General features: G+C 71.8%; 25 protein-coding genes. 12 read left to right on the forward strand and 13 right to left on the reverse strand.

The window, feature by feature from the left end; all coding sequences use genetic code 11:
- Positions 1–19: 19 nt before the first annotated feature.
- Positions 20–1,144 carry a hypothetical protein gene (locus ACNF49_RS08510; protein WP_357976393.1) on the reverse strand — a complete coding sequence of 375 codons (1,125 nt, stop codon included), beginning with the start codon at positions 1,142–1,144 and terminating at the stop codon, positions 20–22.
- 472 nt (positions 1,145–1,616) lie between these two features.
- On the opposite strand from ACNF49_RS08510, the gene ACNF49_RS08515 reads away from it, so the two are divergent.
- The gene (locus ACNF49_RS08515) at positions 1,617–1,895 is read left to right on the forward strand and encodes a hypothetical protein (protein WP_357976396.1); all 279 of its coding nucleotides are present in this window, start codon (positions 1,617–1,619) and stop codon (positions 1,893–1,895) included.
- Between the two features lie 195 nt (positions 1,896–2,090).
- Complete coding sequence (locus ACNF49_RS08520; RefSeq protein WP_357976399.1) at positions 2,091–2,405, forward strand: hypothetical protein; 315 nt, start codon at positions 2,091–2,093, stop codon at positions 2,403–2,405.
- 22 nt (positions 2,406–2,427) lie between these two features.
- Here ACNF49_RS08520 and ACNF49_RS08525 read toward each other — a convergent pair whose 3' ends face one another.
- Positions 2,428–3,291, reverse strand: coding sequence for a helix-turn-helix transcriptional regulator (locus ACNF49_RS08525; RefSeq protein WP_482943316.1), 864 nt, complete (start codon positions 3,289–3,291; stop codon positions 2,428–2,430).
- A 152-nt stretch (positions 3,292–3,443) separates the two neighbouring features.
- On the opposite strand from ACNF49_RS08525, the gene ACNF49_RS08530 reads away from it, so the two are divergent.
- Positions 3,444–4,505, forward strand: a complete 1,062-nt coding sequence (locus ACNF49_RS08530; protein WP_482943317.1) for an aldo/keto reductase — start codon at positions 3,444–3,446, stop codon at positions 4,503–4,505.
- A gap of 14 nt (positions 4,506–4,519) precedes the next feature.
- A complete protein-coding gene (locus tag ACNF49_RS08535) occupies positions 4,520–4,843 on the forward strand; it encodes a putative quinol monooxygenase (RefSeq protein ID WP_482943318.1) in 324 nt (107 codons plus the stop codon).
- Here the strand turns inward: ACNF49_RS08535 and ACNF49_RS08540 are convergent.
- On the reverse strand, positions 4,824–5,105 hold the full coding sequence (locus tag ACNF49_RS08540; protein WP_482943319.1) for a hypothetical protein: 282 nt from the start codon (positions 5,103–5,105) through the stop codon (positions 4,824–4,826). The two genes, ACNF49_RS08535 and ACNF49_RS08540, sit on opposite strands and share 20 nt — an antisense overlap.
- 249 nt (positions 5,106–5,354) lie before the next feature.
- Between ACNF49_RS08540 and ACNF49_RS08545 the strand changes: the two genes are divergently transcribed.
- From ACNF49_RS08545 to ACNF49_RS08565, 5 genes are read left to right on the forward strand one after another with little or no spacing between them, the layout of a single operon-like run.
- Positions 5,355–6,164: a S1C family serine protease gene (locus ACNF49_RS08545; protein ID WP_357976412.1), complete on the forward strand. Its 810-nt coding sequence runs from the start codon at positions 5,355–5,357 to the stop codon at positions 6,162–6,164.
- Between the two features lie 34 nt (positions 6,165–6,198).
- A complete protein-coding gene (locus ACNF49_RS08550) occupies positions 6,199–7,176 on the forward strand; it encodes an AAA family ATPase (protein ID WP_482943320.1) in 978 nt (325 codons plus the stop codon).
- A gap of 6 nt (positions 7,177–7,182) precedes the next feature.
- The gene (locus tag ACNF49_RS08555; protein WP_357999393.1) at positions 7,183–8,067 is read left to right on the forward strand and encodes a DUF58 domain-containing protein; all 885 of its coding nucleotides are present in this window, start codon (positions 7,183–7,185) and stop codon (positions 8,065–8,067) included.
- Positions 8,064–9,074, forward strand: coding sequence for a VWA domain-containing protein (locus ACNF49_RS08560; RefSeq protein WP_357976421.1), 1,011 nt, complete (start codon positions 8,064–8,066; stop codon positions 9,072–9,074). Before ACNF49_RS08555 ends, ACNF49_RS08560 begins: the two co-directional genes overlap by 4 nt.
- Positions 9,075–10,124 (forward strand): vWA domain-containing protein, encoded by a 1,050-nt coding sequence (locus ACNF49_RS08565; RefSeq protein WP_482943321.1) that lies wholly within the window; start codon positions 9,075–9,077, stop codon positions 10,122–10,124.
- Here ACNF49_RS08565 and ACNF49_RS08570 read toward each other — a convergent pair.
- Positions 10,121–10,546, reverse strand: coding sequence for a DNA-binding protein (locus ACNF49_RS08570; RefSeq protein WP_357976427.1), 426 nt, complete (start codon positions 10,544–10,546; stop codon positions 10,121–10,123). The genes ACNF49_RS08565 and ACNF49_RS08570 overlap by 4 nt on opposite strands.
- 153 nt (positions 10,547–10,699) lie before the next feature.
- Between ACNF49_RS08570 and ACNF49_RS08575 the strand changes: the two genes are divergently transcribed.
- On the forward strand, positions 10,700–11,866 hold the full coding sequence (locus ACNF49_RS08575; protein WP_482943322.1) for an erythromycin esterase family protein: 1,167 nt from the start codon (positions 10,700–10,702) through the stop codon (positions 11,864–11,866).
- Between the two features lie 80 nt (positions 11,867–11,946).
- Here the strand turns inward: ACNF49_RS08575 and ACNF49_RS08580 are convergent, their stop codons facing one another.
- From ACNF49_RS08580 to ACNF49_RS08595, 4 genes are all read right to left on the reverse strand, one after another.
- Positions 11,947–14,310 carry a CLIPPER-2 domain-containing protein gene (locus ACNF49_RS08580; RefSeq protein WP_482943323.1) on the reverse strand — a complete coding sequence of 788 codons (2,364 nt, stop codon included), beginning with the start codon at positions 14,308–14,310 and terminating at the stop codon, positions 11,947–11,949.
- A gap of 196 nt (positions 14,311–14,506) precedes the next feature.
- The gene (locus ACNF49_RS08585; RefSeq protein WP_482943324.1) at positions 14,507–14,731 is read right to left on the reverse strand and encodes a hypothetical protein; all 225 of its coding nucleotides are present in this window, start codon (positions 14,729–14,731) and stop codon (positions 14,507–14,509) included.
- A gap of 32 nt (positions 14,732–14,763) precedes the next feature.
- Positions 14,764–15,702, reverse strand: coding sequence for an NAD(P)-binding domain-containing protein (locus ACNF49_RS08590; RefSeq protein WP_482943325.1), 939 nt, complete (start codon positions 15,700–15,702; stop codon positions 14,764–14,766).
- A 156-nt stretch (positions 15,703–15,858) separates the two neighbouring features.
- Positions 15,859–16,074: an FAD-dependent oxidoreductase gene (locus ACNF49_RS08595; RefSeq protein WP_482943326.1), complete on the reverse strand. Its 216-nt coding sequence runs from the start codon at positions 16,072–16,074 to the stop codon at positions 15,859–15,861.
- A 136-nt stretch (positions 16,075–16,210) separates the two neighbouring features.
- Here ACNF49_RS08595 and ACNF49_RS08600 point away from each other — a divergent pair, with 136 nt between their 5' ends.
- Both ACNF49_RS08600 and ACNF49_RS08605 read left to right on the forward strand, forming a co-directional pair.
- Complete coding sequence (locus tag ACNF49_RS08600) at positions 16,211–17,020, forward strand: ArsR/SmtB family transcription factor (protein ID WP_482943327.1); 810 nt, start codon at positions 16,211–16,213, stop codon at positions 17,018–17,020.
- Between the two features lie 42 nt (positions 17,021–17,062).
- Positions 17,063–17,545 (forward strand): hypothetical protein, encoded by a 483-nt coding sequence (locus ACNF49_RS08605; RefSeq protein WP_357976444.1) that lies wholly within the window; start codon positions 17,063–17,065, stop codon positions 17,543–17,545.
- A gap of 33 nt (positions 17,546–17,578) precedes the next feature.
- Here ACNF49_RS08605 and ACNF49_RS08610 read toward each other — a convergent pair whose 3' ends face one another.
- The 5 genes from ACNF49_RS08610 to ACNF49_RS08630 are packed head-to-tail and all read right to left on the reverse strand — an operon-like array spanning position 17,579 to position 23,405.
- Positions 17,579–18,394 carry a carbohydrate ABC transporter permease gene (locus tag ACNF49_RS08610; protein WP_357976448.1) on the reverse strand — a complete coding sequence of 272 codons (816 nt, stop codon included), beginning with the start codon at positions 18,392–18,394 and terminating at the stop codon, positions 17,579–17,581.
- The gene (locus ACNF49_RS08615; protein WP_482943328.1) at positions 18,387–19,265 is read right to left on the reverse strand and encodes a carbohydrate ABC transporter permease; all 879 of its coding nucleotides are present in this window, start codon (positions 19,263–19,265) and stop codon (positions 18,387–18,389) included. Before ACNF49_RS08615 ends, ACNF49_RS08610 begins: the two co-directional genes overlap by 8 nt.
- A gap of 3 nt (positions 19,266–19,268) precedes the next feature.
- Complete coding sequence (locus ACNF49_RS08620; protein WP_482943329.1) at positions 19,269–20,513, reverse strand: ABC transporter substrate-binding protein; 1,245 nt, start codon at positions 20,511–20,513, stop codon at positions 19,269–19,271.
- Positions 20,514–20,556: 43 nt separating this feature from the next.
- Positions 20,557–22,164 carry a beta-N-acetylhexosaminidase gene (locus ACNF49_RS08625; protein ID WP_482943330.1) on the reverse strand — a complete coding sequence of 536 codons (1,608 nt, stop codon included), beginning with the start codon at positions 22,162–22,164 and terminating at the stop codon, positions 20,557–20,559.
- The gene (locus ACNF49_RS08630; RefSeq protein ID WP_482943331.1) at positions 22,161–23,405 is read right to left on the reverse strand and encodes a Gfo/Idh/MocA family protein; all 1,245 of its coding nucleotides are present in this window, start codon (positions 23,403–23,405) and stop codon (positions 22,161–22,163) included. Before ACNF49_RS08630 ends, ACNF49_RS08625 begins: the two co-directional genes overlap by 4 nt.
- Positions 23,406–23,508: the final 103 nt, after the last annotated feature.

The raw sequence follows: 23,508 nt of genomic DNA on the forward strand, positions 1-23,508 counted from the left end.
AGCCCGCGGGAGGGAGCGGCTACAGCAGCCGGGAACGGTCCATCGCCGCCCTCTTTCGCACCTCGGACAGGAAGACCTCCGTGTGGCGGTGGTGGCGGCGCGGCCGGCTGGGCTCGCGGCCGGCCGGGGTGTCGGCGTGCTGGGAGAACGTCAGCCAGCAGCTGCGGATGCCGTAGAGGAGGTTCTCCAGCAGGTCGAGGGCCGGGCGGGCCGGGTTGAGCGGGGTGATGGGCAGGTAGACCGTGCTGGGGCCGAGGCCGAGCTCGGGATGGTCGGTGCGGGCCTGGGCGATCAGCTCCTCGGCCACGCCGATGCGATGCTTGGCCTCGGTGACGCCGTAGAGGTGGCCCTCGGCGACGTGCAGCGCGTTGCGGATCATCGGCATGACCGCAGCCCTGGGCGAGCCGCCGCCGCTCATCGCGGAGATCACCTCGGTGAGGCTCTCCTGGGCGGGGGCCTTGATGTTGTCGACCTCGGAGATGGTCTGCATCGGATGCAGGCCGGTGTGCCGGGCGCTGATGGTGGCGGCGGCGTAGAGCCAGTGGGCCGCCGCGATCGCGGCCGCGGTGGGGTCGATCTTGGTGAACAGCGCCTCCGTGCCGAACGGGTGCTGGTGCAGCAGGCTGTCGGCCTGGGCGACCTGGAGGGGCGAGGCGTCCTCGCGGCTGAGCATGACGGCCTGCTGGGCGCGCGCGGACAGGTCGCCGAGCTCGGCGTTCTCGATGGCGGCCAGCTCGGCGGTGACGTCGGTGGCCACGCTGCCGGCCAGCGGGGCGTGGTTGATCGTGTGCAGCGTACGGCCGACGCGGTGGGCGACCTCCTCCACCCGCGTGGAGTAGAGGGTGAGCGCGCCGTTGGCCGGCCGGACGGGCGCCAGCAGGGCCGGGATGACCGAGGCGAACGCGTCGCGCTCGGCCTGCCGCTGCCAGCCGACGCTGTTGGGGCCGTGCTGGTCGGCGGCGCTGGAGGGGTGGGTGTAGCAGCGCCAGCAGGCGTAGGACAGCTCCGTGAGGCTGGTGGCCAGGCGGAGCACGTCGGGGCTCGAAGGCACTTGTTCCGCCACGGTGGTGGCGATGTCGCCGATCCCCGTACCCCAGGTGGCGATGAGCGCGTGGCGGGAGTGGTCGACGGCGAACCGGGTCACGGAGGCTCCTTAAAACGGGGGTGGGGGAGCGTGATGACAAGCTCAGGATGCTTGATCCGGCGTGGTCGTGGAGGGAAATTCGCATTGTTGTCGGTCCCTGATCTGCGGATTTGCCTGATATGCGCCAGAAGATTTTTCCGGCGGACGGGCCGGTGTCCGCGCCCCTGACGCGGGCACGTACGCGCCCCGGCAGAGGCTGGTACGCGCCCGTCGCGGCGGGCCGCCGTCTCCGCCCTCGTTCCTCCGGTCCGGCCCTGTTTCGGTCCGTCACTTTCGGCGGCCAATATCCGCCGGCAGAAAAGAAACGTGGGCGCCGGTGTAATGGAACCCCACCCGGCGAAATCATGATCATCCCCACGCGGGCGGCCGATGTGTCACCGTTTTCTCAATCCCCGGGGCGCCCGCCCGCTCGTCCGGCGCGGGCCCCTGTCCAGCTGCGCAAAGGCAGGAATGTGTGGACCTAGAGACACAGATGCTCAAGTTGCTGTTGCGCCTGCGGAAGCTCAAGGCAGGCAGGCCCACCGGCGACATCACGGCGGCCACGACCGGCATCACCCGGATGCAGGCCGACATCGCCGACATCCGGGCGGAGATGCGGCAGGACTTCGCCGCGCTCGGCGACGAGCTGGCGGCCCTGCGCCGCCACATGAACGACCACTTCACCTCCAGCCGCCCGCGCTGCTGCAAGGACCCGGCGCCCGGCTGCCCGCAGGGGACGCCGGCGTACGACCCGGACCCGATCAACAACTGACCTTCCACGCCAGGCTCAGCCTGAGGCCGCCACCCCGGTGCCGGGCTGAGCCACTCCGCGGACCCGCACCCGTTGCTTGCCGGCGGTCGTGTCGGGTATACACGGGTTGCCACCATGTGCTTACAGCAAGTGGGACCCGGCCGCCCTCCACCACTGGGCCGGTTCCCTACCGACTACCGGCAAAGGTAGGAGTAAGTGGATGTAGAGGCGGAGATCCTGGACATCAAGCTTCGGGTCCAGGCGCTGGAGGCGACGTTGTGCGCCGAGGCCGACTGCTCCGAGGCGGTGCTCGGCATCGCCGAGATGCGGGCCGACCTCGCCGACACCCGGAGCGAGGCGGGCCAGGACGTCACGGCCCTGACCGACGAGCTGCTCGGCCTGCGCGGGCAGGCCGACGAACACTTCCAGGCGATCCGGTCGAAGATCCGCCGCCGGCTCGACCTGCTGCGCTGCGAGACCCTCGACCTGGCTATCAGACTCGACCGCCTGCTGGAGAAGGACGACTCCTAGCGGCCCCGCCGCGCCGAGGCGGTCACGGGGCGGCGTGGGCCTGGCGGGTCCAGGTGGACAGGAGGCGGAGGGCGGTCTGGGAGGGGGAGCCCTCCTCGGTGGTGTGGGCGATCAACGCCTGGTCGGGGTCGTCGGGCAGGCGAAGGGTCTCGAAGCCGAGGTCGAGCCTGCCGACCACCGGGTGCAGGTAGACGTAGCGTCCGTGGGTCTTGTCCTTGAGCCGGTGTTCGGCCCAGAGCTCGCGGAACTCCGGGCTGGCGGCCGACAGCTCCTCGACCAGTTCCGACGTCCGGGTGTCCTCCGGGTGGCGGCTGGCGTCGAGGCGCAGGTAGGCGGCCACGTCGGCGGCCTTGCCCGGCCAGTCGGCGTACAGGTCGCGCATGCCCTCGTCCAGGAACACCAGGCGGGCCAGGTTGCGCTGCCGGGGCGGCAGCGCGCCGAAGTCGGTGATCAGCGCCGCCGCGAGGTGGTTCCAGGCCAGTACGTCGGTGTTGCGGCCGACGACGTAGGCCGGCACGTCGGCCGACGCGTCCAGCAGGCGCTGGAGGCCGGGCCGGACGCGTTGCAGCGGCGGCGCGGCTGGCGCGCGGTCGCTCTCGTTCCAGGGGCGGGCCAGGCGGTGGAGGTGTGCGCGCTCGACGTCGTCCAGGCGCAGGGCGCGGGCGACGGCGTCCAGGACCGCTTCGGAGAAGTGCAGGGTACGGCCCTGCTCCAGCCGGACGTAATGGTCCACGCTCACCCCGGCGAGCTGGGCCAGCTCCTCCCTGCGCAGGCCGGGGACGCGTCTGCGGCTGCCGTACTCGGGCAGGCCGAGCTCCTCGGGGCGCAGCCGGGCGCGGCGTGATCGGAGGAATTCGCCCAGTTCTGCGCGTCTGTCCAGTGCCATGGGACCAGTATCGCCGTCCGGCGTCGTCGCGAGCCTGGTCATGCCGTGCCTAGGCAGCGGCGGGCACTGGGTGGGCCGCGGGCGGCGCGCCAGAGTGAGCTGCACCGGATGTCCACAAGGGATGCCCGGTCACCCACAGGGAGCAACGCGACATGAGCACCACCCACCTGCCCACCCGGCCTCTCGGCACCACCGGCATGGACATCACCCGCCTCGGCTTCGGCTCCTGGGCGGTGTCGGGGGCCGGCTGGAAGTTCGGCTGGGGCGCGACCGACGACGCCGAGTCGATCGCCGCGATCCGCCACGCCGTCGCCGGCGGCGTCAACTGGATCGACACCGCGGCCGTGTACGGGCTCGGCCACTCCGAGGAGCTGGTCGGCAAGGCCATCGCCGACCTGCGCGACGGCGACCGCCCGTACGTCTTCACCAAAGTGGGCCTGGTCTGGGACCCCGAGGACCCGCAGGCGGCCCCGCGCCGGATCATGAAGCCGGCCAGCGTCCGGCGCGAGCTGGAGGACTCGCTGCGCCGTTTGAACGTCGAGCACATCGACCTGTACCAGGTGCACTACCCCGACACCGGCGAGTCGCTGGAGTACGCCGGCGGCGGCTTCGGCGCCGTGTCGCCCAACGCCACGCCGCTGGAGGAGTACTGGCAGGTCATGGCCGACCTGAAGGCCGAGGGCAAGGTCCGCGCGATCGGCCTGTCCAACCACTCGCCGCAGGAGCTGGCGGCCGCGGAGCGCATCGCCCACGTGGACGTCATCCAGCCGCCGTTCTCGGCGATCAACCGGTCGTCGGCGGCCGAGATCGCATGGGCGCACGCCCACGGCACCGGCGTGATCGCGTACTCGCCGCTGCAGTCGGGCCTGCTCACCGGGACGTTCTCCGCCGAACGCGTCGCGAGCCTGCCCGACGGCGACTGGCGCACCGCCCACCACGACTTCACCACGGGACTGCCGGCCAACCTGCGGCTGGCGGAGGCGCTGCGCCCGGTCGCCGCCCGGCACGGCGTCGGCGTCGCCGAAGTGGCCATCGCGTGGGTCCTGGCCTGGCCGGGCGTCACCGGGGCCATCGTCGGCGCCCGCAGGCCGGAGCAGGTGGACGGCTGGATCGGCGCCGGCGCGGTGGACCTGACGCCGGCCGACCTGGCGGAGATCGCCGACGCGATCACCGCCTCCGGCGCCGGGACCGGCCCCGCCCGGCCCCTCGCGTGAGGACGACGCCGGAGATGTCCCTCATCGTGCTGGCCCAGTACGTGGCCGCGGCCGGGCAGGAGGACCGGCTGCGGACGGCGCTCGAAGCGATGATCGAACCGTCCCTGGACGAGCCCGGCTGCCTGGCCTACCACCCCTACGGCGACCCGAACCACCCGGCGAGCATGGTCGTGATCGAGGAGTGGGCCGGCGCCGGGGCGCGGGCGCGACACCTGACCACGCCGCATCACCGCCATGCGGCACAGGTGCTGGCCCTCGTCCTGGCCGAGCCGATGGTCGTGCGCACGCTCGTGACCGCCTCCGGCGAGGGCGGAGAGGTCAGCAACGCTGCCCGTTGACGTAGTCGATCGCCGGGCTGTGCGTCACCGTCTGGCAGAAGTAGCTGCCGGACGGGATGGTGATCGTGCCGTAGGTGCCGCTGCCCGATCCGGTGCAGCCGCTGGCGAAGATGACGTACCCGACCAGGTCGGAGATGAGGATGCGCGAGCCGGAGGCGCAGACGTAGTAGGCGTCCATGGCCGCGGCCGGCGCGACGGTCGCCGACGTCACCAGGGCGGCGGACGCGACGACGGTGACCACGCGCTTGAGCAGGGATCTCACGACGTGCCTCTTCCGTGGGGAGGTGCGGACGCCTGCACCTGTACCCGAGCTCAGCCGGGCCCGATCTGACCGGGGGTGTCCGCAAGAGGCCAATGCGGGGGCGGCGGCCGGGGATCCGTCAGTGGACGGCGGTGCGGAATCGGTCCTGCTGAATAGGTTGCGGCCCGGCCCTGTCGCCTCCGGATCTGTCGGCGAGTTGCGCGTCCTTCTTTATGGCAGTTTTCGGTGCGATTGCTGAGTATGAGGGGCATGGAGCGCGTGCCGCAGGAGGACGGTGCGGCCGGGGCTCGGGAAGCCGGGCGAGCCAGGGCCGGGAGGGCTCGGCGGGTCGCCGCCGGGGGTGGGGTGCTGGTCGTCGTGGCGGTGCTGGCGTACTGGCTGGGCGGCGGCGGTGGCGACGGCGGGAGGGCCGCGGGAGGGCCGGGCGCCACGCCGACGCCCACCGCGACGCTCACGGTGCCGGACGTCTTCCGGCGGGTCGGGCCGTCGGTCGTGGTCATCCAGGCGGGCGAGTCGCTCGGCACGGGGGTGATCGCTGCCGAGGACGGGACGGTCCTGACGGCGCATCACGTGGTCAAGGCCGCGAAGGACATCAACCTCACGTTCGCGGACGGGACCAGGGCGAAGGCCGTCGTCGCCGCCGCGAATCCCAAGCGGGACGTCGCCGTGCTCAAGCCGGTGAAGCTGCCGGAGATCGTCGTGCCCGCGACGCTCGGCGGCGCCGTGGCCGTGGGGGCGCCGGTCGTGGCGATCGGCAACCCGCTGGGCCTGACCTACAGCGTCTCCACCGGGGTGGTGTCGGGGCTCGACCGGACCACCGGCCGGACCGGCAAGGACGGCGGCCTGAAAGGGCTGATCCAGTTCGACGCCTCCGTCAACCCGGGCAGCTCCGGCGGCCCCCTGCTGGACGCTCGCGGGCTGGTCGTCGGGATCGTCGTCTCGATCGCCGACCCCGGGGGCGACGACGCGTTCGCCGGCATCGCGTTCGCGGTGCCGATCGGCGCGGCCCTGGGCGGCGACGAAGGCGACGGCCCACCAGGTGACGGACCCCAGATCTGACGGTACTGCCCATAGCGCCTACAGAAGGGACATCATGCCCCCGGCCCAGGCTCATCCGCTCGAACAGGTCCTCTTCGAGGTCAAACGCACCATCGTCGGTCAGGACGTCCTGCTCGAACGCATGGCCGTCGCGCTGATCGCCGACGGTCACCTGCTGGTGGAAGGCGTGCCGGGCCTGGCCAAGACCCTGGCCGTCCGGTCGCTGGCCGCGGCGATCACCGGCGGCTTCCAGCGCGTGCAGTTCACCCCCGACCTGGTCCCCGCCGACCTCGTCGGCACGCGGGTCTACCACCAGCACTCCGGCGAGTTCAGGACGGAGCTCGGCCCGGTGTTCACGAACCTGCTGCTCGCCGACGAGATCAACCGCGCCCCCGCCAAGGTGCAGAGCGCCCTGCTGGAGGTGATGCAGGAGCACCAGGTGACGATCGGCCGCGAGACGTTCCAGGTGCCGGAGCCGTTCCTGGTGATGGCGACGGAGAACCCGATCGAGTCGGAGGGCACGTACCCGCTGCCCGAGGCGCAGGTGGACCGGTTCATGATGAAGGTGGTCGTCGGCTATCCCGCCCAGAACGAGGAGCAGGCGATCGTCGAACGGGCGCTGCGCCCACCGGACCCGCTGCAGCCGACGGTCACGACCGCCGAGCTGATGGAGATGCGGGCCCGCGCCCGGCAGGTGTACGTCGATCCGTCGATCGTCGACTACGCCGTACGCGTGGTCGCCGTGACGCGTTCGCCGGGCACCGCCGGGCTGGGGGAGCTGGAGCGGTACGTCACGTACGGGGCCAGCCCGCGCGCGTCCATCGCGCTCGTTACGGGCGCCCGCGCGCTGGCGTTCCTGCGCGGCCGCGACTACGTCCTGCCGGACGACCTGTCCGAACTCGCGCTCGACGTGCTGCGCCACCGCCTCGTGCTGTCCTACGAGGCCCTGGCGGACGACGTCGACGCCGACACGATCATCAGCAGGGTGCTCGGGGCCGTCCGGACGCCCGACGTCGTCCTGCGGAACCGCTGAGCCGTCATGGCCACCGCCCCCGAGAAACTCCTGCTCCGCCTGGAGTGGAAGGTCGTCCGCAGGCTGGACGGCCGCCTCCAGGGCGCCCACCGCACCGCGCACCGCGGCTCCGGCATCGACTTCACCGGCCTGCGCCGCTACGCCGACGGCGACGACGCCCGGCACATCGACTGGAACGTCACCGCCCGCCTGGACGAACCCCATCTGCGCGTGTTCACCGAGGACCGCGAGCTGACGGTGTGGCTGGTGCTCGACCGGTCGGCCTCGATGACGGCCGGACGGCCGGGGCGCGGCAAGCACGACGTCCTGGCCGAGCTGGCGCTCGTCCTCGCCCGGCTGTTCGGGCGCGGCGGCGACCGGGTCGGCGCGCTGCTGTTCGACACCGGGACAACGCGGGTCGTGCCGCCGGGCACGTCCCGGCGGCACGCGCTGCGGATCGGCGCCGAGCTGGAACGCACCGCCGGTGCGCGCGCCGGCGCCACCACCGACCTGGCGCTGATGCTCGACGCGGCCGGACGGCTGGCGCGCCGCCGCGCCCTCATCGTCGTCCTGTCGGACTTCATCGGCGACGGCGACTGGGAACGCTCGCTCCAGCGCCTGGCCCGGCGGCACGAGGTCGTCGCCCTGCGCATCGTGGACGCGGCCGACGACGTGCTGCCCGAGGCCGGGCTGATCGTGGTCGAGGACGCCGAGACGGGCGAGCAGCTCGTCGTCGACTCCGCCGACCCGCTGCTGCGGGTCCGCTTCCGCGAGGCCGTGGACGCCCGCGACGCCCGGCTCGCGGCGGGCATGCGCCGGGCGGGGGTGCCGGTCCACCGCGTCGGCACCGACCGCGACCTGACCGACACGCTCGTCGAGATCGCCGCCCGCACGGGGGAGCGGCGGCCATGAGCGGGATCGGCCCGGGGCGGGAAGTGGTCGCCATGAGCGGATTCGCCGGGGACCGGCTGACGCTGTCGTCCCCGCTGTTGCTGGCCGCCGGGCTGCTCGTCACGGCGGCGCTGGCCTGGGCGGCCGTCGTCTCGGCCCGCCGCCGGAGGTCGGCGCTGGCCGCGGCCGGGGTCGCCGGGCCGGGCGGGCGCGGCGCGTACCTCGGGACCGGCCTGACGATCGCGGCGGTCGGCGTGCTCGCGGTCGCCACCGCGGGACCGGCGGCGATGGTGCCGGTGCCGCGGACCGCGGGCACCGTCATCCTCGCCGTCGACGTCTCCAACAGCATGGGCGCCGGTGACGTCGCGCCGACCAGGCTGGCCGCCGCGCAGCGGGCGGCCCGCGCGTTCGTGGCGGCGCAGCCGGACAGCGTGGACATCGGGGTCGTCGCGTTCGAACGCGGCGCGCTCACCACCGCGCGGCCCGACGCGGACCATTCCGTCGCGCTCAGGGCCATCGACCGTCTGAGGATCACCGGCGGCACCTCGCTCGGGGCAGCCATCACGGCCTCGCTCACGGCCATCACCGGCCGGCAGGTGGTGATCGGCCGCGACGGGACGCCGCCCGACCTCGGCTACTGGCCGTCGGCCACGATCGTGATGTTCTCCGACGGCCAGAACCAGGGCGGCGACGTCGAGCGGGCCGCCGCCGTGGCCCAGAAGGCGGGCGTGCGCGTCCACACCGTGGGGGTCGGCACCGCGGCCGGGGCGGCGGTGCGGGTCGACGGCTACCACCTGCAGACCTCGCTCGACGCGGACACCCTCACCACGATCGCGCGGACCACCGGCGGCGCCTACCACCCGGCCGCCGACGCCGCGCGGCTCGACGGCATCGCCGACACGATCGACCTGCGGCTCACCGTCTCAGACAAGCCGCTGCCGCTCGCCGGCGGGCTGATCGGGCTCGCGCTCGTGCTGCTCGCCGCGGGCGCGGCGGTCACCGTGTTCCGGTCCGGGCGGGTGATCTGAATGTCGTTGTCCTGGCCGTGGGCGCTGCTGTCCGCGCTGGTCATCCCGTTGATCTTCGTGATCCGCTGGTGGGCGGGTCGCCGGCGGCGGCGGGCCGCCGTGCGCGTCACCTCGATCGCGCTCGTACGGGCTGCCCTTCCCGGGCGTACGCGCTGGACGCGGCGCATCCCCGTGGCGCTCTTCGTCGCCGGGCTGGCGCTGCTCGCGGCCGGGGCGGCGCGACCGCAGGCGTCGGTGCCGGTGCCGATGCGGTCGGCGACGATCCTGCTGGCGCTCGACACCTCCGGCTCCATGTGCTCCACCGACGTCGACCCCAACCGCCTCACCGCCGCGAGGAAGGCCGCCGCCGATTTCATCGAGTCGCAGCGCGGCGGGCCGCGCATCGGCCTGGTCACCTTCGCCGGCACGGCGGGCCTGCTCGTCCCGCCCACCGACGACACCGACGCCCTGATCGAGGCCCTGGACGGGCTCACCGTCGCCCGCGGCACCGCGATCGGCCAGGCCATGCTCACCTCGATCGACGCGATCGCCGAGGTGGACCCGTCGGTCGCCGCCACCGCCGCGACGCCGCCCGCCGCGGCCTCCGGGTACGCCGGCGCGGCGATCGTCGTGCTCACCGACGGCGCCAACACCCAGGGCGTCGACCCGCAGCGGGCCGCCCAGGAGGCGGCGCTGCGCCGTGTACGCGTGTTCACCATCGGCTTCGGCACCACGAACCCGGTTCCGATGGTGTGCGACAACTCGCAGTTCGACGGCCGCGGGTTCGGCAGCTGGGGCGGCGGGTTCGGCGGGGGCTTCGACCGGGGCCGCAACCCCCGGATCATCGACGAGCCGGCACTCCGGCAGATCGCCAGGACGACCGGCGGCTCCTACCACCGCGCCGAGAACGCCGCCCAGCTCGCCACCGCCCTGGACGCCCTTCCCGGCACCTTCACGGTCGTGCGCGAACGGGTGGACACGGCCGCCGCCTTCGCCGGGGCCGGCGCCCTGCTCGTGGTCGCGGCGCTGTCGCTCTCCCTCTGGTGGAACCGCCCGCGGCGGGCGGCCTAGTCGAGGGCCGTCCCCGACCGCTCGGCGAGGCGTTCGTGGCGCTGCCGGGCGGCCTGCGCGGTGCCGAGACCGAGCCCGAAGGCGATCTCCTGCCAGGTCATGCCGCGCCCACGGGCCATCGCCAGCAGCCCGGCCTCCAGCGCGTCCAGCTCTCCGCGAACCAGCGGGACGAGGCTCAACGCCGCGGTGATGTCGGCCTGGTCCACCTCCGGCTCGCCGTCGTCCGGCTTCGCGGCCCCGCTGAGCAGGAACGTCACCAGCCTGACGGCCTCGTGCGGCCCGATGACCGACGGGTGCGCCTGCCTGAGCCGCTGCTCGTCGGTGGCCGCGTGCCGCTCGGCGATCCGGAACAGGGACGCGTGCACCCGCTGGGCGCGCGCCTGCTCGGGGTCCGGCGGGGAGAAGGGGTGCTCGATCGACATGGAGGCAACGATGGCGCTGAAACTCACTGATGTCAACAGCCTGTTTTGAACGAACTGTTCAACACGTGGAGTGCGGGTTGAAGGTTTCAGGGCTGTATATGGGTGTTTCAGCTGGAAGGGTTACACCGAAAGTTCAACGATAGCGTTGAAGGCATGGATATCAAGGACATCGCCTGGCCGGTCGATGGCGCGGGTGTCTCGGCGTTCCTGGGGACGCTGCCCGCCAGGCCGCTGCTGCTCGGCCTCGGTGAGGCCCGGCACTTCGTGGGGGAACTGGGCGAGCTGCGCAACGAGATCTTCCGGCACCTCGTCGAGAACGAGGGCTACCGGTCGTTCGCCATCGAGAGCGACTGTCTCAAGGGCCTCCTGGTGGACGACTACGTCACGACCGGTGCCGGCACCCTCGACGACGTCATGGAACGCGGCTTCAGCCACGGTTTCGGCGCCCTGTCGGCCAACCGCGAGCTCGTCCGCTGGATGCGCGCCCACAACGAGGAGCACGACGAGAAGCTGCGGTTCTTCGGGGTCGACGGCCCTCTGGAGTACTGGGCGGCGAGCCCGCGCGAGGCGCTCACCGGCCTGTACGACCTGCTCGACGGCCCGCTCCCCGCCGCGGTGGTGACCAGGGAGACCCTCGACGCGCTGCTGGGCCAGGACGACCGATGGTCCGACGAGGCCACGGCCATGGACCCGTCGAAGTCGATCGGCCAGTCCGCCGACGCCCAGCGGCTCCGGGTGATCGCCGACGACCTGGCGGCGCTGCTCGACACGCAGTCGCCGCAACTCGGCGCGCGGGACAGGGAACGGGCGGAACTGTACGCGCGTACCGCCACCGCCCTGCTGCGCTACCACCACTGGATGGCCGACGCCTCCCCGGCGCGCTGGACCCGGCTGTCGGCCCTGCGGGACGCGATGATGGCGGCCAACCTGCGTGCCGTCGCCGAGCACGGCCCGGCCCTGGTCTTCTCCGCCAACCTGCACCTCCAGCGCGACAAGACGTTCATGTCGTTCGGCGACCAGCGGCTGGAGTGGTGGAGCGCGGGGGCGATCGCCGCCGCCCACCTGGGCGACCGGTACGCCTACCTGGCCTCCGCCTTCGGCACGACCGGCGACGACACCCCGTCGCCGGACACCGTCGAGGGCGTGTTGTCCACGCTCCCGTGGGACCACTCGGTGGTCGACGCCCGCCGCCTGGCCGAGGCGGTCGCCGATCCGGCGCGGCGCGTCTCCCAGGATTTCGCCTACTTCCCGCTGGACCCGTCCCACCTCGGCGCGATCGACGGCGTCGTCTTCCTCAAGGAGGTCGGCGCCTGGGGGTGACCGTCCGGGGGCGGACGGCACGATGGTCCCTCCCCGCGGGGAGGGACCATCAGGTTGACGCGGATGGGAAGAGGGGCGACCTACTCGGAGGTCTCCCAGGGCATCGGCATGTCGCCCATTTCCTGGTAGGAACGTTCCATGTACGGGTCGTCCATCATGTCCTCAGGCTGAGGCTCGTAGGACTCGTCCATGGGGCGGCCCATCTCCCGCTCGTTCCTGTTCGCCACCTCGGAGACACATCCCGATGCGGCGGTCCTGCCGTCGTACGGCCTCCTGCCCGGCGGGCACTGGTGGTCGTAGCCGTGGTCGTACCTGTGGTCGTACCCGTGGTCGTGACCGTGGTGACGGCCGTGGTGGTGCGGCTTCTTGCCGGGCCGGCAGTGGTCCTTCTTCTTGCCCGGCCGGCACGGCGGGCGCGGGTGCTGCGACTTCTGCGCGACCCGGATCGTCGCCGTCGCCGGCGCGGAGGTCAGACCGTCCGCCCTGGCCACGGCGGTGTTGGTGACGGTGAAGCTGCAGCCCTTGCGGCAGTCCTTCTTGCCGCCGGGACGGCTCGGCACGACGAAGACGCCCGTGCACGTGGTGGACTCGCCCGGCTCCAGGGTGGTGGTCCGGCAGGCGATGTTCGTCACCCGGTTGTCCTCGATCCGGAGGTTCTCCAGCGTCTCGCCGGAGTTGTTCCTGACCTCGTAGCGGTAGGTGACCCTCTCACCGGGCCGGTACGTGCGGGTGTCGTCCACGCTCTTTTCCAGCAGCAGCGTCCCGCGCTCGCCCATGACGTCGATGGTGGCCTCCGACGGCGGCGAGCTCACCTCCGTGTCGTCGATCATGCCCACCGCGGTGGCGGTGTTGGTGACCGAGCCGTGGGCGGCGTCCTCTTCGGTGACCGTGTAGGTGCCCGTGCAGACCGTGTACTCGCCGGGCTCCAGGGTGGTGGCCTCGCAGACGATGTCCGACACCCGGTTGTCGTCGATCCGCAGGTCGGTCACGGTCTCGTCGAACGTGTTCCGCACGACGTAGCGGTAGGTGACCCGGTCGCCGGGGCGGTATGCGCGGGAGTCGTCGACGCGCTTGTCGAGCTCCAGCATGCCGCGCTCGTCCGTGACGCCGACGGTGACCTCGGACGGCGGCGAGCTGACCTCGGTCCCGTCCGCCCTGCCCATCGCGGTGGCGGTGTTGGTGACCGAGCCGCGCTCGGCGTCCTCCTCCGTGACCGTGTACGAGCCGCGGCAGATGACCCGCTCGCCCACGTTCAAGGTGGTCTGCGGGCAGGTGACCTCTTCGACGACGTCGTCGTCCACCATCAGGTCGGTGATGTTCATGTTGCCGGTGTTGGTGACCACGTACTCGTAGGGCACCTCCGTGCCCACCGGCACCGGGTCGGGCAGGTCGGCGTCCCGGGCGACGCGCTTCCTGAGCGACAGCTCAGGCCGCTCGGCCACCGGACGGACGACCACGTTCCGGATCAGGTGCACATCGCTGAACAGACCCGTGGAAGCACCGAAACCGAACTTGTAGCTCTCCGGCACCGGCTGCGGCGCGGGCAGGGACAGCACCTCCTGCATCCCGTTGCCGTCGTTGAAGTCGATCGAGATCGTGATCTCGGGGTTCGGCGCCGGCGTGATCCGGACGTTGACCGTGCGCTTCGACTCCTCAAGCACGGCCTGCGCCGCCCGCGGGTCGCTGGGCACGGTCCGCGTGGGCCCCTGCAGGTCGCCCGGCAGAGTCGAGGGCCACGGCCCGGTCGTGGTGAAGTTGCTGGTGGTGGCGGTCAGGAAGCAGTAGCCCGCGGTGCCGTTGCCGGGCCCGCGCACCGTCACCATGTTCGGCCCGGGAGCCGGGACGCGGAAGCCCGTGCCGGCCGGCGAGCGCTCGGCGCAGGTGCGGCCCCGCTGCTCCCAGTCCCCGAAGTAGTTGCCGAGGACGTCCAGGCCGATGCCGACGTAACCCTGGTTGACCCCGGGCTCGAACGGGTTCGCCGGGTCGTCGTCGGGCAGCTTCTGGGCGTAGCCGAGGCTGCCGCCGAACGCGCCCGGACGGTCCAGCGAGGCCTCACCGTCGATCAGGAAGAAGGAGATGCCGTCCGCGGGCACCGCCGTGGTGTTGCCGTACTGCCACTGCTCGAACGTCACGTCCAGGCCCTCTTCGGCCGGGATCGGCTCGTTGTAGAGGGCGGCCGCCGTCTGGTCCAGATCGGCGCTGGTGAGCTGGAGATAGCCGTAAGGCGCTGCTCCGGTCGGCGGGACGGGACCCGCCGCGTTGGCGGGGCAGCCCCCGAGCGGATGGTCGCCAGGCCCGGCGGGCGGAGCCGCCGGCGCACCGGTCAGGCAGGCCGATCCCACGCCGATGAACTGCGGGATCGCGGTGGCCCCGGTGAAGTCCTCCTCGACCAGCGGAACCGGTTGCGCGGCTGCCGGACGGGCGGGTTGGAGCGCGACAGACACCGCGCTCAGAAGGAGCATGGTGGAAATGGCCGCACGTTTAGGGCCAGATGAACTGTTTCCCGGCCCCGCAGGGCCAGATCGTATCTTCACGAATACTGAAGGTAACCATGCGCACTTGTGAACAGCTCGATCGACATAGCAAATGATCAACCACGAATGACACCGTCCCTCTTTACGGGCATTCCGGGTTTCGGTGTCAGCACGCCCGGTCCGGCCCCGCCCCTTCGGCGCAGGGGCGGTCGGCAGGCTCCGCGGAGGCGAACAGCGCGCCCAGCCTTTTCGAGCCGATCATCGACAGCAGCCGCAGCCGCACCGGATCGGCGACGGCCTTGAGCAACGTGGCCAGCTCGACGGCGTCGGCCTCGCCGAGCGGCTCGCGGGCGATCGGCGCGCAGCATGAGGTGCCGGCGGGGGCGGCCATGACGAGACTCCTTACTTCGATCCCGATCAAAATCATAGGCGCCCGCCGCCGGCCCGCCGCTCCTGGGCCTCGGCCAGGCCGGAGGAACACACCCCGGTCGCCGGCAGGTCGAGCCGCACGTCGCGGGCCGCCTGCCAGTCCCCGGCCAGCGCGGCGACGACCGAGCGGGCCTGCTCGTACCCGGTGGCGAGCAGGAAGGTCGGGGCGCGGCCGTAGCTCTTGACGCCGATGGCGTAGTAGCCGGGCTCGGGATGGGCCAGCTCGTCCACGCCGTGTGACGGGACGGTGCCGCAGGAGTGCTGGTTAGGGTCGATCAGCGGGGCGAGGCGGCGGGTGGAGCCGAGGACGGGGTCCAGGTCCAGGCGGAGTTCGGCGGCGATGGAGTGGTCGGGGCGGTAGCCGGTCGCGCTGACGATCCGGTCCACGGTGATCGACTGCTCGGCGCCGGAGGGGGTGCGGCTGGTCACTTCGACGCCGTCGCCGGTGGCGCGTACCCGATGGGTGAAGAAGCCGGTCAGGAGCTGGACGCGGCCGGAGGTGACGAGGGCGTGCAGGCGGGTGCCGAGCGCGCCGCGGGCGGGGAGGGCGTCGGCGTCGCCGCCGCCGTAGGCGCGGCCGGCGTTGCCCGCGCGGATGGCCCAGGTGACGGGGGTGTCGTCCAGCTGGGCCAGGGCGAGCAGCGTGGTGGCGGCCGAGTGGCCGGCGCCGACGACCAGGACGTGCCGGCCTTCGTAGCGGTGGCGGTCGGCGCCGAGGACGTCGGGCAGGGCGTGGTCGATGGACACCTCGTCCTCGCCGTGTGCGGGCAGGCCGCTCGCGCCCAGCACGTTCGGGCTGGTCCAGGTGCCGGAGGCGTCGATGATCGCGCTCGCCTGCAGCTCGCCGCCGTCGGCCAGGCGGATCAGGAAGGGCGCCTGCTCGCGGCCTGCCGTGCGCACGCGGTCATGGCCCAGGCGGCTGATCGCGGTCACCCGTGCGTCGGTGCGTACCCGGTCGCCGAACAGCTCGGCCAGCGGGGCGAGGTAGTCGGCGACGATCTCGGCGCCGGTCGGCAGCCATTCGGGGTCGGGCGCGGTCCAGCCGCCGGCCTCCAGCAGGCGGCGGGCGGCGGCGTCGATGTCGTACGTTCAGGGGCTGAACACCCGCACGTGCCCCCACTGTGCGATCGACGCGGCGATCCGCTCACCGGCCTCCAGGACCAGGAAGTCGAGGCCACGTTCGGCCAGGTGGGCGGCGGCGGCCAACCCGACAGGCCCGGCGCCGATCACGACCACGGGCAGGTCGTCCCGCCGCTCTGAGGTGAACTGCTCGATCGCGGCAGGACCGCGACAACCGTCGCTCATGACCGTTTCTCCAGACTTCGGGCGATTGCCCTTGAATAGAAGTTCATCTAACCAGCGACATCATGCGCGCCTGATTAGACGATTGTCAAATCAGACCTTTGACAATAGGCAGGTAAATACCTGCATAATGGACGGCGTGAGCCTCGAAGCGACAGCCGTGGATCTCGTCTTCAAGGCGCTGGCCGACCCCACCCGGCGCCTCCTGCTCGACCGACTGCGCGAGCACAACGGTCAGACGCTGCGCGAGCTGTGCGAACGTCTTGACATGGCCCGCCAGTCGGCGACCCAGCATCTGAACGTCCTCGAGCAGGCCGCCCTCGTCACCGTCGTCCGGCGCGGACGGGAACGGCTCCACTACCTCAACCCGGCGCCCATCCACGAGATCCAGGAGCGCTGGATCTCGGAGTTCGACCGGCCCCGGCTGCGAGCGATCAACGCCATCAAGCACCAGGCAGAGGAGTACGCCATGAGCGACGAACCCACGTCCGTGCCGACCTACGTCTACGTCACCTACATCCGCGCGAGCGCCGAGCAGGTCTGGCGGGCCCTGACCGACGCGGACCTGACCGCGCGCTACTGGGGACACCGCAACATCTCGGACTGGCGGCCGGGATCGCCCTGGGAGCACCGGCGCGCCGACGGATCAGATGCCGTCGACGTCACCGGCGAGGTGATCGAGGCCGAGCCCCCGGCCCGCCTCGTCGTCACCTTCGACGACGCCCCCGGCGCCGCGTCATCGAGGAAGTCGTCGGTGGTCACCTTCCTCATCGAGCCGCACCAGGACATCGTCCGTCTCACCGTGTCCCACGAGGACCTGCCCAACCAGGCGATGCTCGACGGGATCGCGCAAGGATGGCCGGCCGTGCTGGCGAACCTCAAGTCGCTGCTGGAGACCGGCGAGGTCCTCCCGCAGGCGCCGTGGGAGATGTACCGGGCGCACGCCTGACCACCCGGCCCTGGGCGACACGACCACAGAAAGAGGAAAGACGTGCTGGACACCATCCCGCTGCGGGACGCCTACCGCGCCCTGCTGGACGCCGCCGCCACGGTGGCCGACTCCGGCGACGGCGGCACCGTCCCGCCGGCCGGCGAGTGGACCGCCGACCAGATCCTGGCGCACGTCGCCATCGTCACCGCGACCACCATCGCCGCCGCCTCCTCGGTCGCCTCGGCGGCGAACACCACCTACGACAACCGCACGGCCCAGGACACCTGGACCATCGAGCGCGTCATCGCCCGCGCCGGCGGCAACGCGGGCCTCCGGGAACGCGTCCGCCGCCAGGGGGACGCGCTCTGCGCGCTGGGCGGGCCGGCGCTGAGCGAGGCCGAACTCGACACGCCGGTGCCCACCCTGCTCCTGTCCAACGGCACGGTCCTGGTCGATCAGCTCGTGCCCCTGAGGGACCTCATCACCGGCCTCGCGGACGTGGAGCTGCCCGCCCACACCGCGCAACTCCTGGCCCTGCTCTGAGACGTCCCACGCGCCCCGTCCGGCTCCGCGGGGTCAGCCCTTGGAGCCGGTGAAGGCGATGCCGGCGACGAGCTGGCGTTGCATGACCACGAACAGCACGATCATCGGCAGCGAGGCCACGATCGATCCGGCGAACAGGATCGGGAAGTTCGTCAGGAACTGGCCGCGCAACGAGGCCAGGCCCGCCGAGAGGGTCATCATCTCCGGGTCGGTGTTGACCACCAGGGGCCACAGCAGGCTGCTCCACGACGACATGGCGGTCAGCAGGCCCAGCGCCAGCAGACCTGGCTTGACCAGCGGCAACATGATGTGCCAGTAGACCTGCAGCGGATTGGCGCCGTCGAGGCGCGCGGCCTCGTCCAGTTCCCTGGGGAGGGAGAGGAAGAACTGCCGGAGCAGGAACGTGCCGAAGGCTCCGAAGACGCCGGGCGCGATCAGCGCCTGCAACGTGTCGAGCCAGCCGAGCCCTTGCATGATCTCGTAGCGCGGGATGATGAACAGCTCGCCGGGGACCATGAGCACGGCCAGGAAGAGCATGAACAGGGCGCCCCTGCCGGGGAAGCGCAGCCGGGCGAAGGCGAAGGCGGCCAGCGAGCACAGCAGCAGCTGGCCGGCCGTGACGGCCGCGGTGACCACGACCGTGTTGAGGAACTGCCTGGCCAGGGGCACCGAACGGAAGGCGTCGGCGAAGTTCGACCACTGCCAGGAGGGCGTGAACTTCGGCGGCACCCGCAGCGAGTCCGGCAGGGTCTGCAGCGAGACGACGACCTGCCAGGCGAACGGCGCGAGCATCACCAGCGCGCCCGCGGCCAGCACCACGTGGGCCGGCCAGGTTCTGGGCCTACTCATAGTGCACCCACCTCTTCTGCAGGCGGAACTGGATCGCGGTCAGCATGAGGATGAGCCCGAGCAGCAGCACCGCGATCGCCGCGGCCATCCCGCGCCGGTTCTGCACGAAGCCCGTCTCGAAGAAGAGGTGGACGATCGTCCGGCTGCCGTCCAGCGCCGGGCTCTTCGGGTCGACCATGAGGTAGACCAGGTCGAAGACCTGCAACGCGCTGATCATCGTGATCACCATGACGAAGAACGTGGTCGGCGCGAGCAGCGGCAGCGTGATGCGGAAGAACTGCCGCAACCGCCCGGCGCCGTCGATCGAGGCCGCCTCGTAGAAGTGGCGGGGAATGCCCTGCAGCCCGGCCAGGAACAACACGGCGTTGTAGCCGATCGTACTCCAGATCCCGACGACCGCGATCGCGTAGATGGCGAAGTCCGGATCGCTCACCCAGTGCGGCCCGTCGATCCCCGCCGCGCCCAGCAGGTGGTTGATCGCGCCGAAGTCGCCGTTGAACAGGTAGCGCCAGGTCAGGCCCACCGCGGCGGGCATGGTGACGACCGGGAGGAAGTACAGCGTGCGGTAGACGCCCAGCCCGCGCAGGCCCGGCACGTTCAGCAGGGTGGCGATGGCGATGGACAGCGGCACGCCCGCCAGCACCAGCACGGCGTAGAGCAGCGTGTTGCCGAGCGCGCCGAGCATCTCCTCGTCGCCGAGCAGGTCGGTGAAGTTGGCCGTCCCCACCCAGGTGTAGCCGCCGAAGGCGCCCGACTCGGTGAAGCTGAGGTATCCGGTCTGGGCGATGGGCCACAGGTGGAAGACGGCCAGGCCCAGCGCCATGGGGGCGACGAGGAGGTAACCCCATGCCCACTCGCGCCTGGAGAGCATCCGCTACTCCTTGGCCAGGATCTCGTTCATCTTCGCGGCGACCTCCCGCGCGGCCTCGGCCACCGGGCGTTCGCCCGCCCAGGCGTCGGCGAGCAGCGTGTTCTGCACGTCCTGCCACTGCGCCGTGTTCAGCGTCGCCGGGTACGGCACGCCGTGCGGCATCGAGGCGTCATAGGTCTCCTTCAGATGGAAGGAGGGGAAGGCCTTGAACCAGCCGTCCTGGGTGCCGGGACGCAGCGACAGCGCGCCGCCGCCGCTGTCACTGAGGATCTTCTGAGCCTGTTCGGAGGAGACGAACTCGGCGAACGCCGCCGACTCCTTCGGATGCTCGCTCTTGGCCGAGACGGCGTTGGCCAGGCCGAGCAGGATGACGGCCTCCTTGGCCGGGCCCTTGGGCAGCGGCGCCACGTCGATCCGGTCGCGCATCTCGGAGTTCGCCCAGAAGGTGGAGGCGAACCAGACGCCGCCGTAGTACATGCCGTACTTGCCGGTCTGGAACAGCTGGAGGGGGTCGGTGTCGGTGTAGGTCTCCGCGGGCGGCGCGACCTGGTCCTTGATCAGCCCGGTCCAGAACTCCAGGCCCTGCACGGAAGCGGGGTCGTCGAAGCCGCTCTTCCTGCCGTCGGGCGACAGGACGTGCCCGCCGGCCTGGATCATGGTGTTGTAGAAACCGCCCTGGTCCCACATCGGGGCGAGGATGCCGAACTGCTTCTTGGCCGGGTCGGTCAGCTTCCTGGCGGCGGCCTTGACGTCGTCCCAGGTCCAGTCGGCGGTGGGGTGGGCCAGCCCGGCCGCGTCGAAGATCTTCTTGTCGTACCAGAGGGCCGGGATGCTCACGTTGTGCGGCAGGGCGTACAGCTTGCCGTCGTAGCGGTAGCCGTCCACGACCGCCGCGGGCAGGCCGTCGGCCTTGGTGTCGTCCAGCGGGGCGATGACACCGCCCTTGGCGTACATGCGGACGTTGAGACTGTTCATCCAGAACACGTCGGGGGCGGTGCCGCCGGAGGCGGCCGTCTGGAGCTTGGTCCAGTACTGGTCCCAGGGGGTGATCTCCAGCTTGACCGTGACCTTCGGGTTGGCCCGCTGGAACGCGTCGATGATCTCCATTGCGGCGGGCTGGTCGTTCTTGTCCCAGATGGCGTAGCTGATGGTGGCCTTGCCGTCGGCGGCCGGTTCGCCGGACGAGCCGCAGCCGGCGGTCAGCACGGCGAGGCCGGCCAGGCAGGCGAGAGGCATTCGAGATCGCACGGTTGTCTCCCTGGGGGGTGTGGGGGGTGCGGGGAGGCGGGGTTCAGAGACGCAGGGTCGAGGTCCAGCGGGCGAGTTCGGCGTCGATCTCCGCCCTGCTCCGGGGGTTGCCGGGGGCGTCGGGACGTTGCTGCCAGGGATGCGGCCCGCCCGCCGGCCGGTACTCCACGCCCAGCGCGTCGAGGCGTCTCTCGTGCACGGCGAGCCGCGCCAGGAAGTCCTCGAAGTCGCGCCGGCCGCTCCACATCGCCTCGGCGAAGGCGGCCAGGCGCGGGAAGGCCATGTAGTCGAGCAGCCGGGGGGAGTCGATGTGCTCGGTCCACAGCGCGGCCTGCGCGCCGAGGATCCTGGCGCGCTCATCCTCGCCGAGGCCGCCCGGGACGGGGTCGAAGGCATGGACGGCGCGCAGGGAGGTCACGCTGCCGATCGGCACCGGCTCCTGGTCGCCGTCGGCCTGGCGGAAGTCCAGGTACGTCTCGCTGAACGGCGAGACGACCACGTCGTGACCGGCCCGCACGGCCAGCACCGCGCACTTGTCGCCGCGCCAGGCCGCGACGGTGACGCCGGGCGGCAGCCCGCCTTCCAGCAGCTCGTCCCAGCCGAGCGGTTTGCGCCCGCGGGCCAGCAGGTAGTCGGTGAAGTGGCGCATGAGCCAGGTCTGCAGCTCGTCGGCGTCGTGCAGGCCGAGCTCCCGGATGCGCTCCTTGGCCGGGACGCTCTCGTTCCACTGGGTCTTCGGCACCTCGTCGCCGCCGACGCAGACGTACGGGCCCGGGAAGAGCTCCAGGACCTCGTCCAGGACGTCGGTGAAGAAGGCGATCGTGCCGTCGGCGACGTTGAGCACGTTCTCGCCGACCCCCCACTCGGTGCGGACCGGCAGGCGGTCGTCGAGGTTGCCGAGCTCGGGGTAGGCGGCGATGGCGGCCTGCGTGTGGCCGGGCAGGTCGATCTCCGGCACGACCGTGATGAACCGGTCGGCGGCGTAGGAGACGATCTCGCGGATGTCGTCCTGGCTGTAGAAGCCGCCGTGCGGGCGCCCGTCGAAGCGCTGGTGCCGCGCGGCGCCCACCGGAGACTCGCGCCGCCAGGCGCCGACCTCCGTGAGCCTGGGGTACTTCCTGATCTCCAGCCGCCAGCCCTGGTCGTCGGTCAGGTGCAGGTGGAGGACGTTGAGCTTGTGCGCGGCCAGCAGGTCGATGTACCGCAGCAGGTCGTTCTTCGGCAGGAAGTGCCTGGCCACGTCGATGAGGCAGCCGCGCCAGCCGTACTCAGGAGCGTCGGCGATCTCCGTCGCGGGGATGCTCCACGCCCTGTCCCCGGCGCGTCCGGCCCGGAAGGCGGCGGGGTCGAGCAGCTGGCGCAGCGTCTGCGCCCCGTAGAAGGCGCCGGCCGGGCCCGTCGCCTCGATCAGCACCGACTCGGTCGTGGCGGTGAGGCGGTACTCCTCGGGCCCGAGGCCCGCGACGAGCCGGATCTCCACCCCGCCGGGCCCCTCCGGGAGCGGCAGGCCGGTGGCCGGGGTGAGGGCCCCGCGGAGCCATTCCGCGGCCCTGGCCAGCGCCGGGTCGGCGGACAGCGGGGTCGAGGCGGTGAAGGTGAACCGGCCTTCGCCGGGCGTGCGGCGGGCGGGCGCCGGGATCGTCGCGTTCACAGGGCCTGCACGGTGCGGGTCTCGCGGGCGCGCTCGGCGGCCCAGACGACCAGGTGCCCGGCCAGGGCCTCGGCCGGGTCGGCGCCCAGCGGCGCCTGGTCCCCGGCGGCGACGGCGTCGATGAACGCCTTGGTGAGGCCCCCGTCGCCACCGCCGTGGCCGTCGGCGAGTGACGCGCCCGCCGACGTCTCGGTGTCGATCCGCTCCTCGGCGCCGGTCACGAAGTCGACGACCCTGATGCCGCGCCCGTCGCCCTCGGCGTACCCGCGGGTGCCGAAGATCCGGGTCTTGCGGTGCTCCAGCGGCGTGAACGCCGTCATGGTGAACGACACGGTCGCGCCCTTCGCGAACTCCAGCGTGACGACCTGCTGGTCGACCACGTCGTTGTCGCAGTCGTAGACGCAGCGGCCGTACGGGCCGGTCTCCAGTGCGTGCGTGACACCCGCCACGGTGGCGTCGGACGTGACGGCGCCGAGCGGCCAGAACTCGCGGCGCGGATCGCCGAGGCAGCTCAGGTAGAGACGCTTGGCGGAGTAGGCGCAGTCCGGCTCGACGGCGCAGCTCACGCAACGCGTGCTCGCGCCCTCGGGCCGGTTCTCCGGCCGGAAGTGGGTCAGCGAGCCGAAGGACGACACCGCGACCGGCTGCTCGCCGAGGATGTGGAGCAACCAGTCGATGTCATGACAGGACTTGGTCAGCAGCATCGGCCCCGACTCGGCCGCGTTCCGCCACGCGCCCCGCACGAAGGAGTGGGCCATGTGCCACCAGCCCACCGGCTCCAGGTGCTGCACGCTGGAGATCGTGCCCAGCCGGCCGCTGTCCAGAAGCTGCTTGAACGCCCTGGTGTAGGCCGTGTAGCGGAGCACGTGACAGACCGCGAACACCACGCCGTTGCGCTCGACCGCCTCGACGATGCGGCGGGCCTCCGGCTCCGTCGGCGCCATCGGCTTCTCCAGCAGGATGGCGTAACCGAGGTCGGCGAAGGCCACGGCCGGCTCGACGTGCAACTGGTCCTGGGTCGCGATGACCACGGCGTCCGCGAGCTTCGGCACGGCGGCCAGCTCGTCCCATCCGGTGAAGCAGGCGCTGTCCGGCAGACCGTGGTCGGCGGCCACCTTGGCCCGGCGGGCCGGGTCCGGGTCGGCCACTGCCACGATTCGTGCCCGGCCGTCCGCGGCGGCGGCCCTGGCGTAGATCTGGCCGCGCGATCCGGCGCCGACGATGGCGATGGTCACTGTCATTTCGCAAGCTCCTTTATGAAGGTCTCCATAGATAGTCACGAGAATGACCTTGCCGTCAAGCCTCTTCTCATCGGGCATGCGCAGCTGGAAGCGGGGATGGCCC

The organism is Actinomadura sp. ATCC 39365 (genome assembly GCF_054392275.1).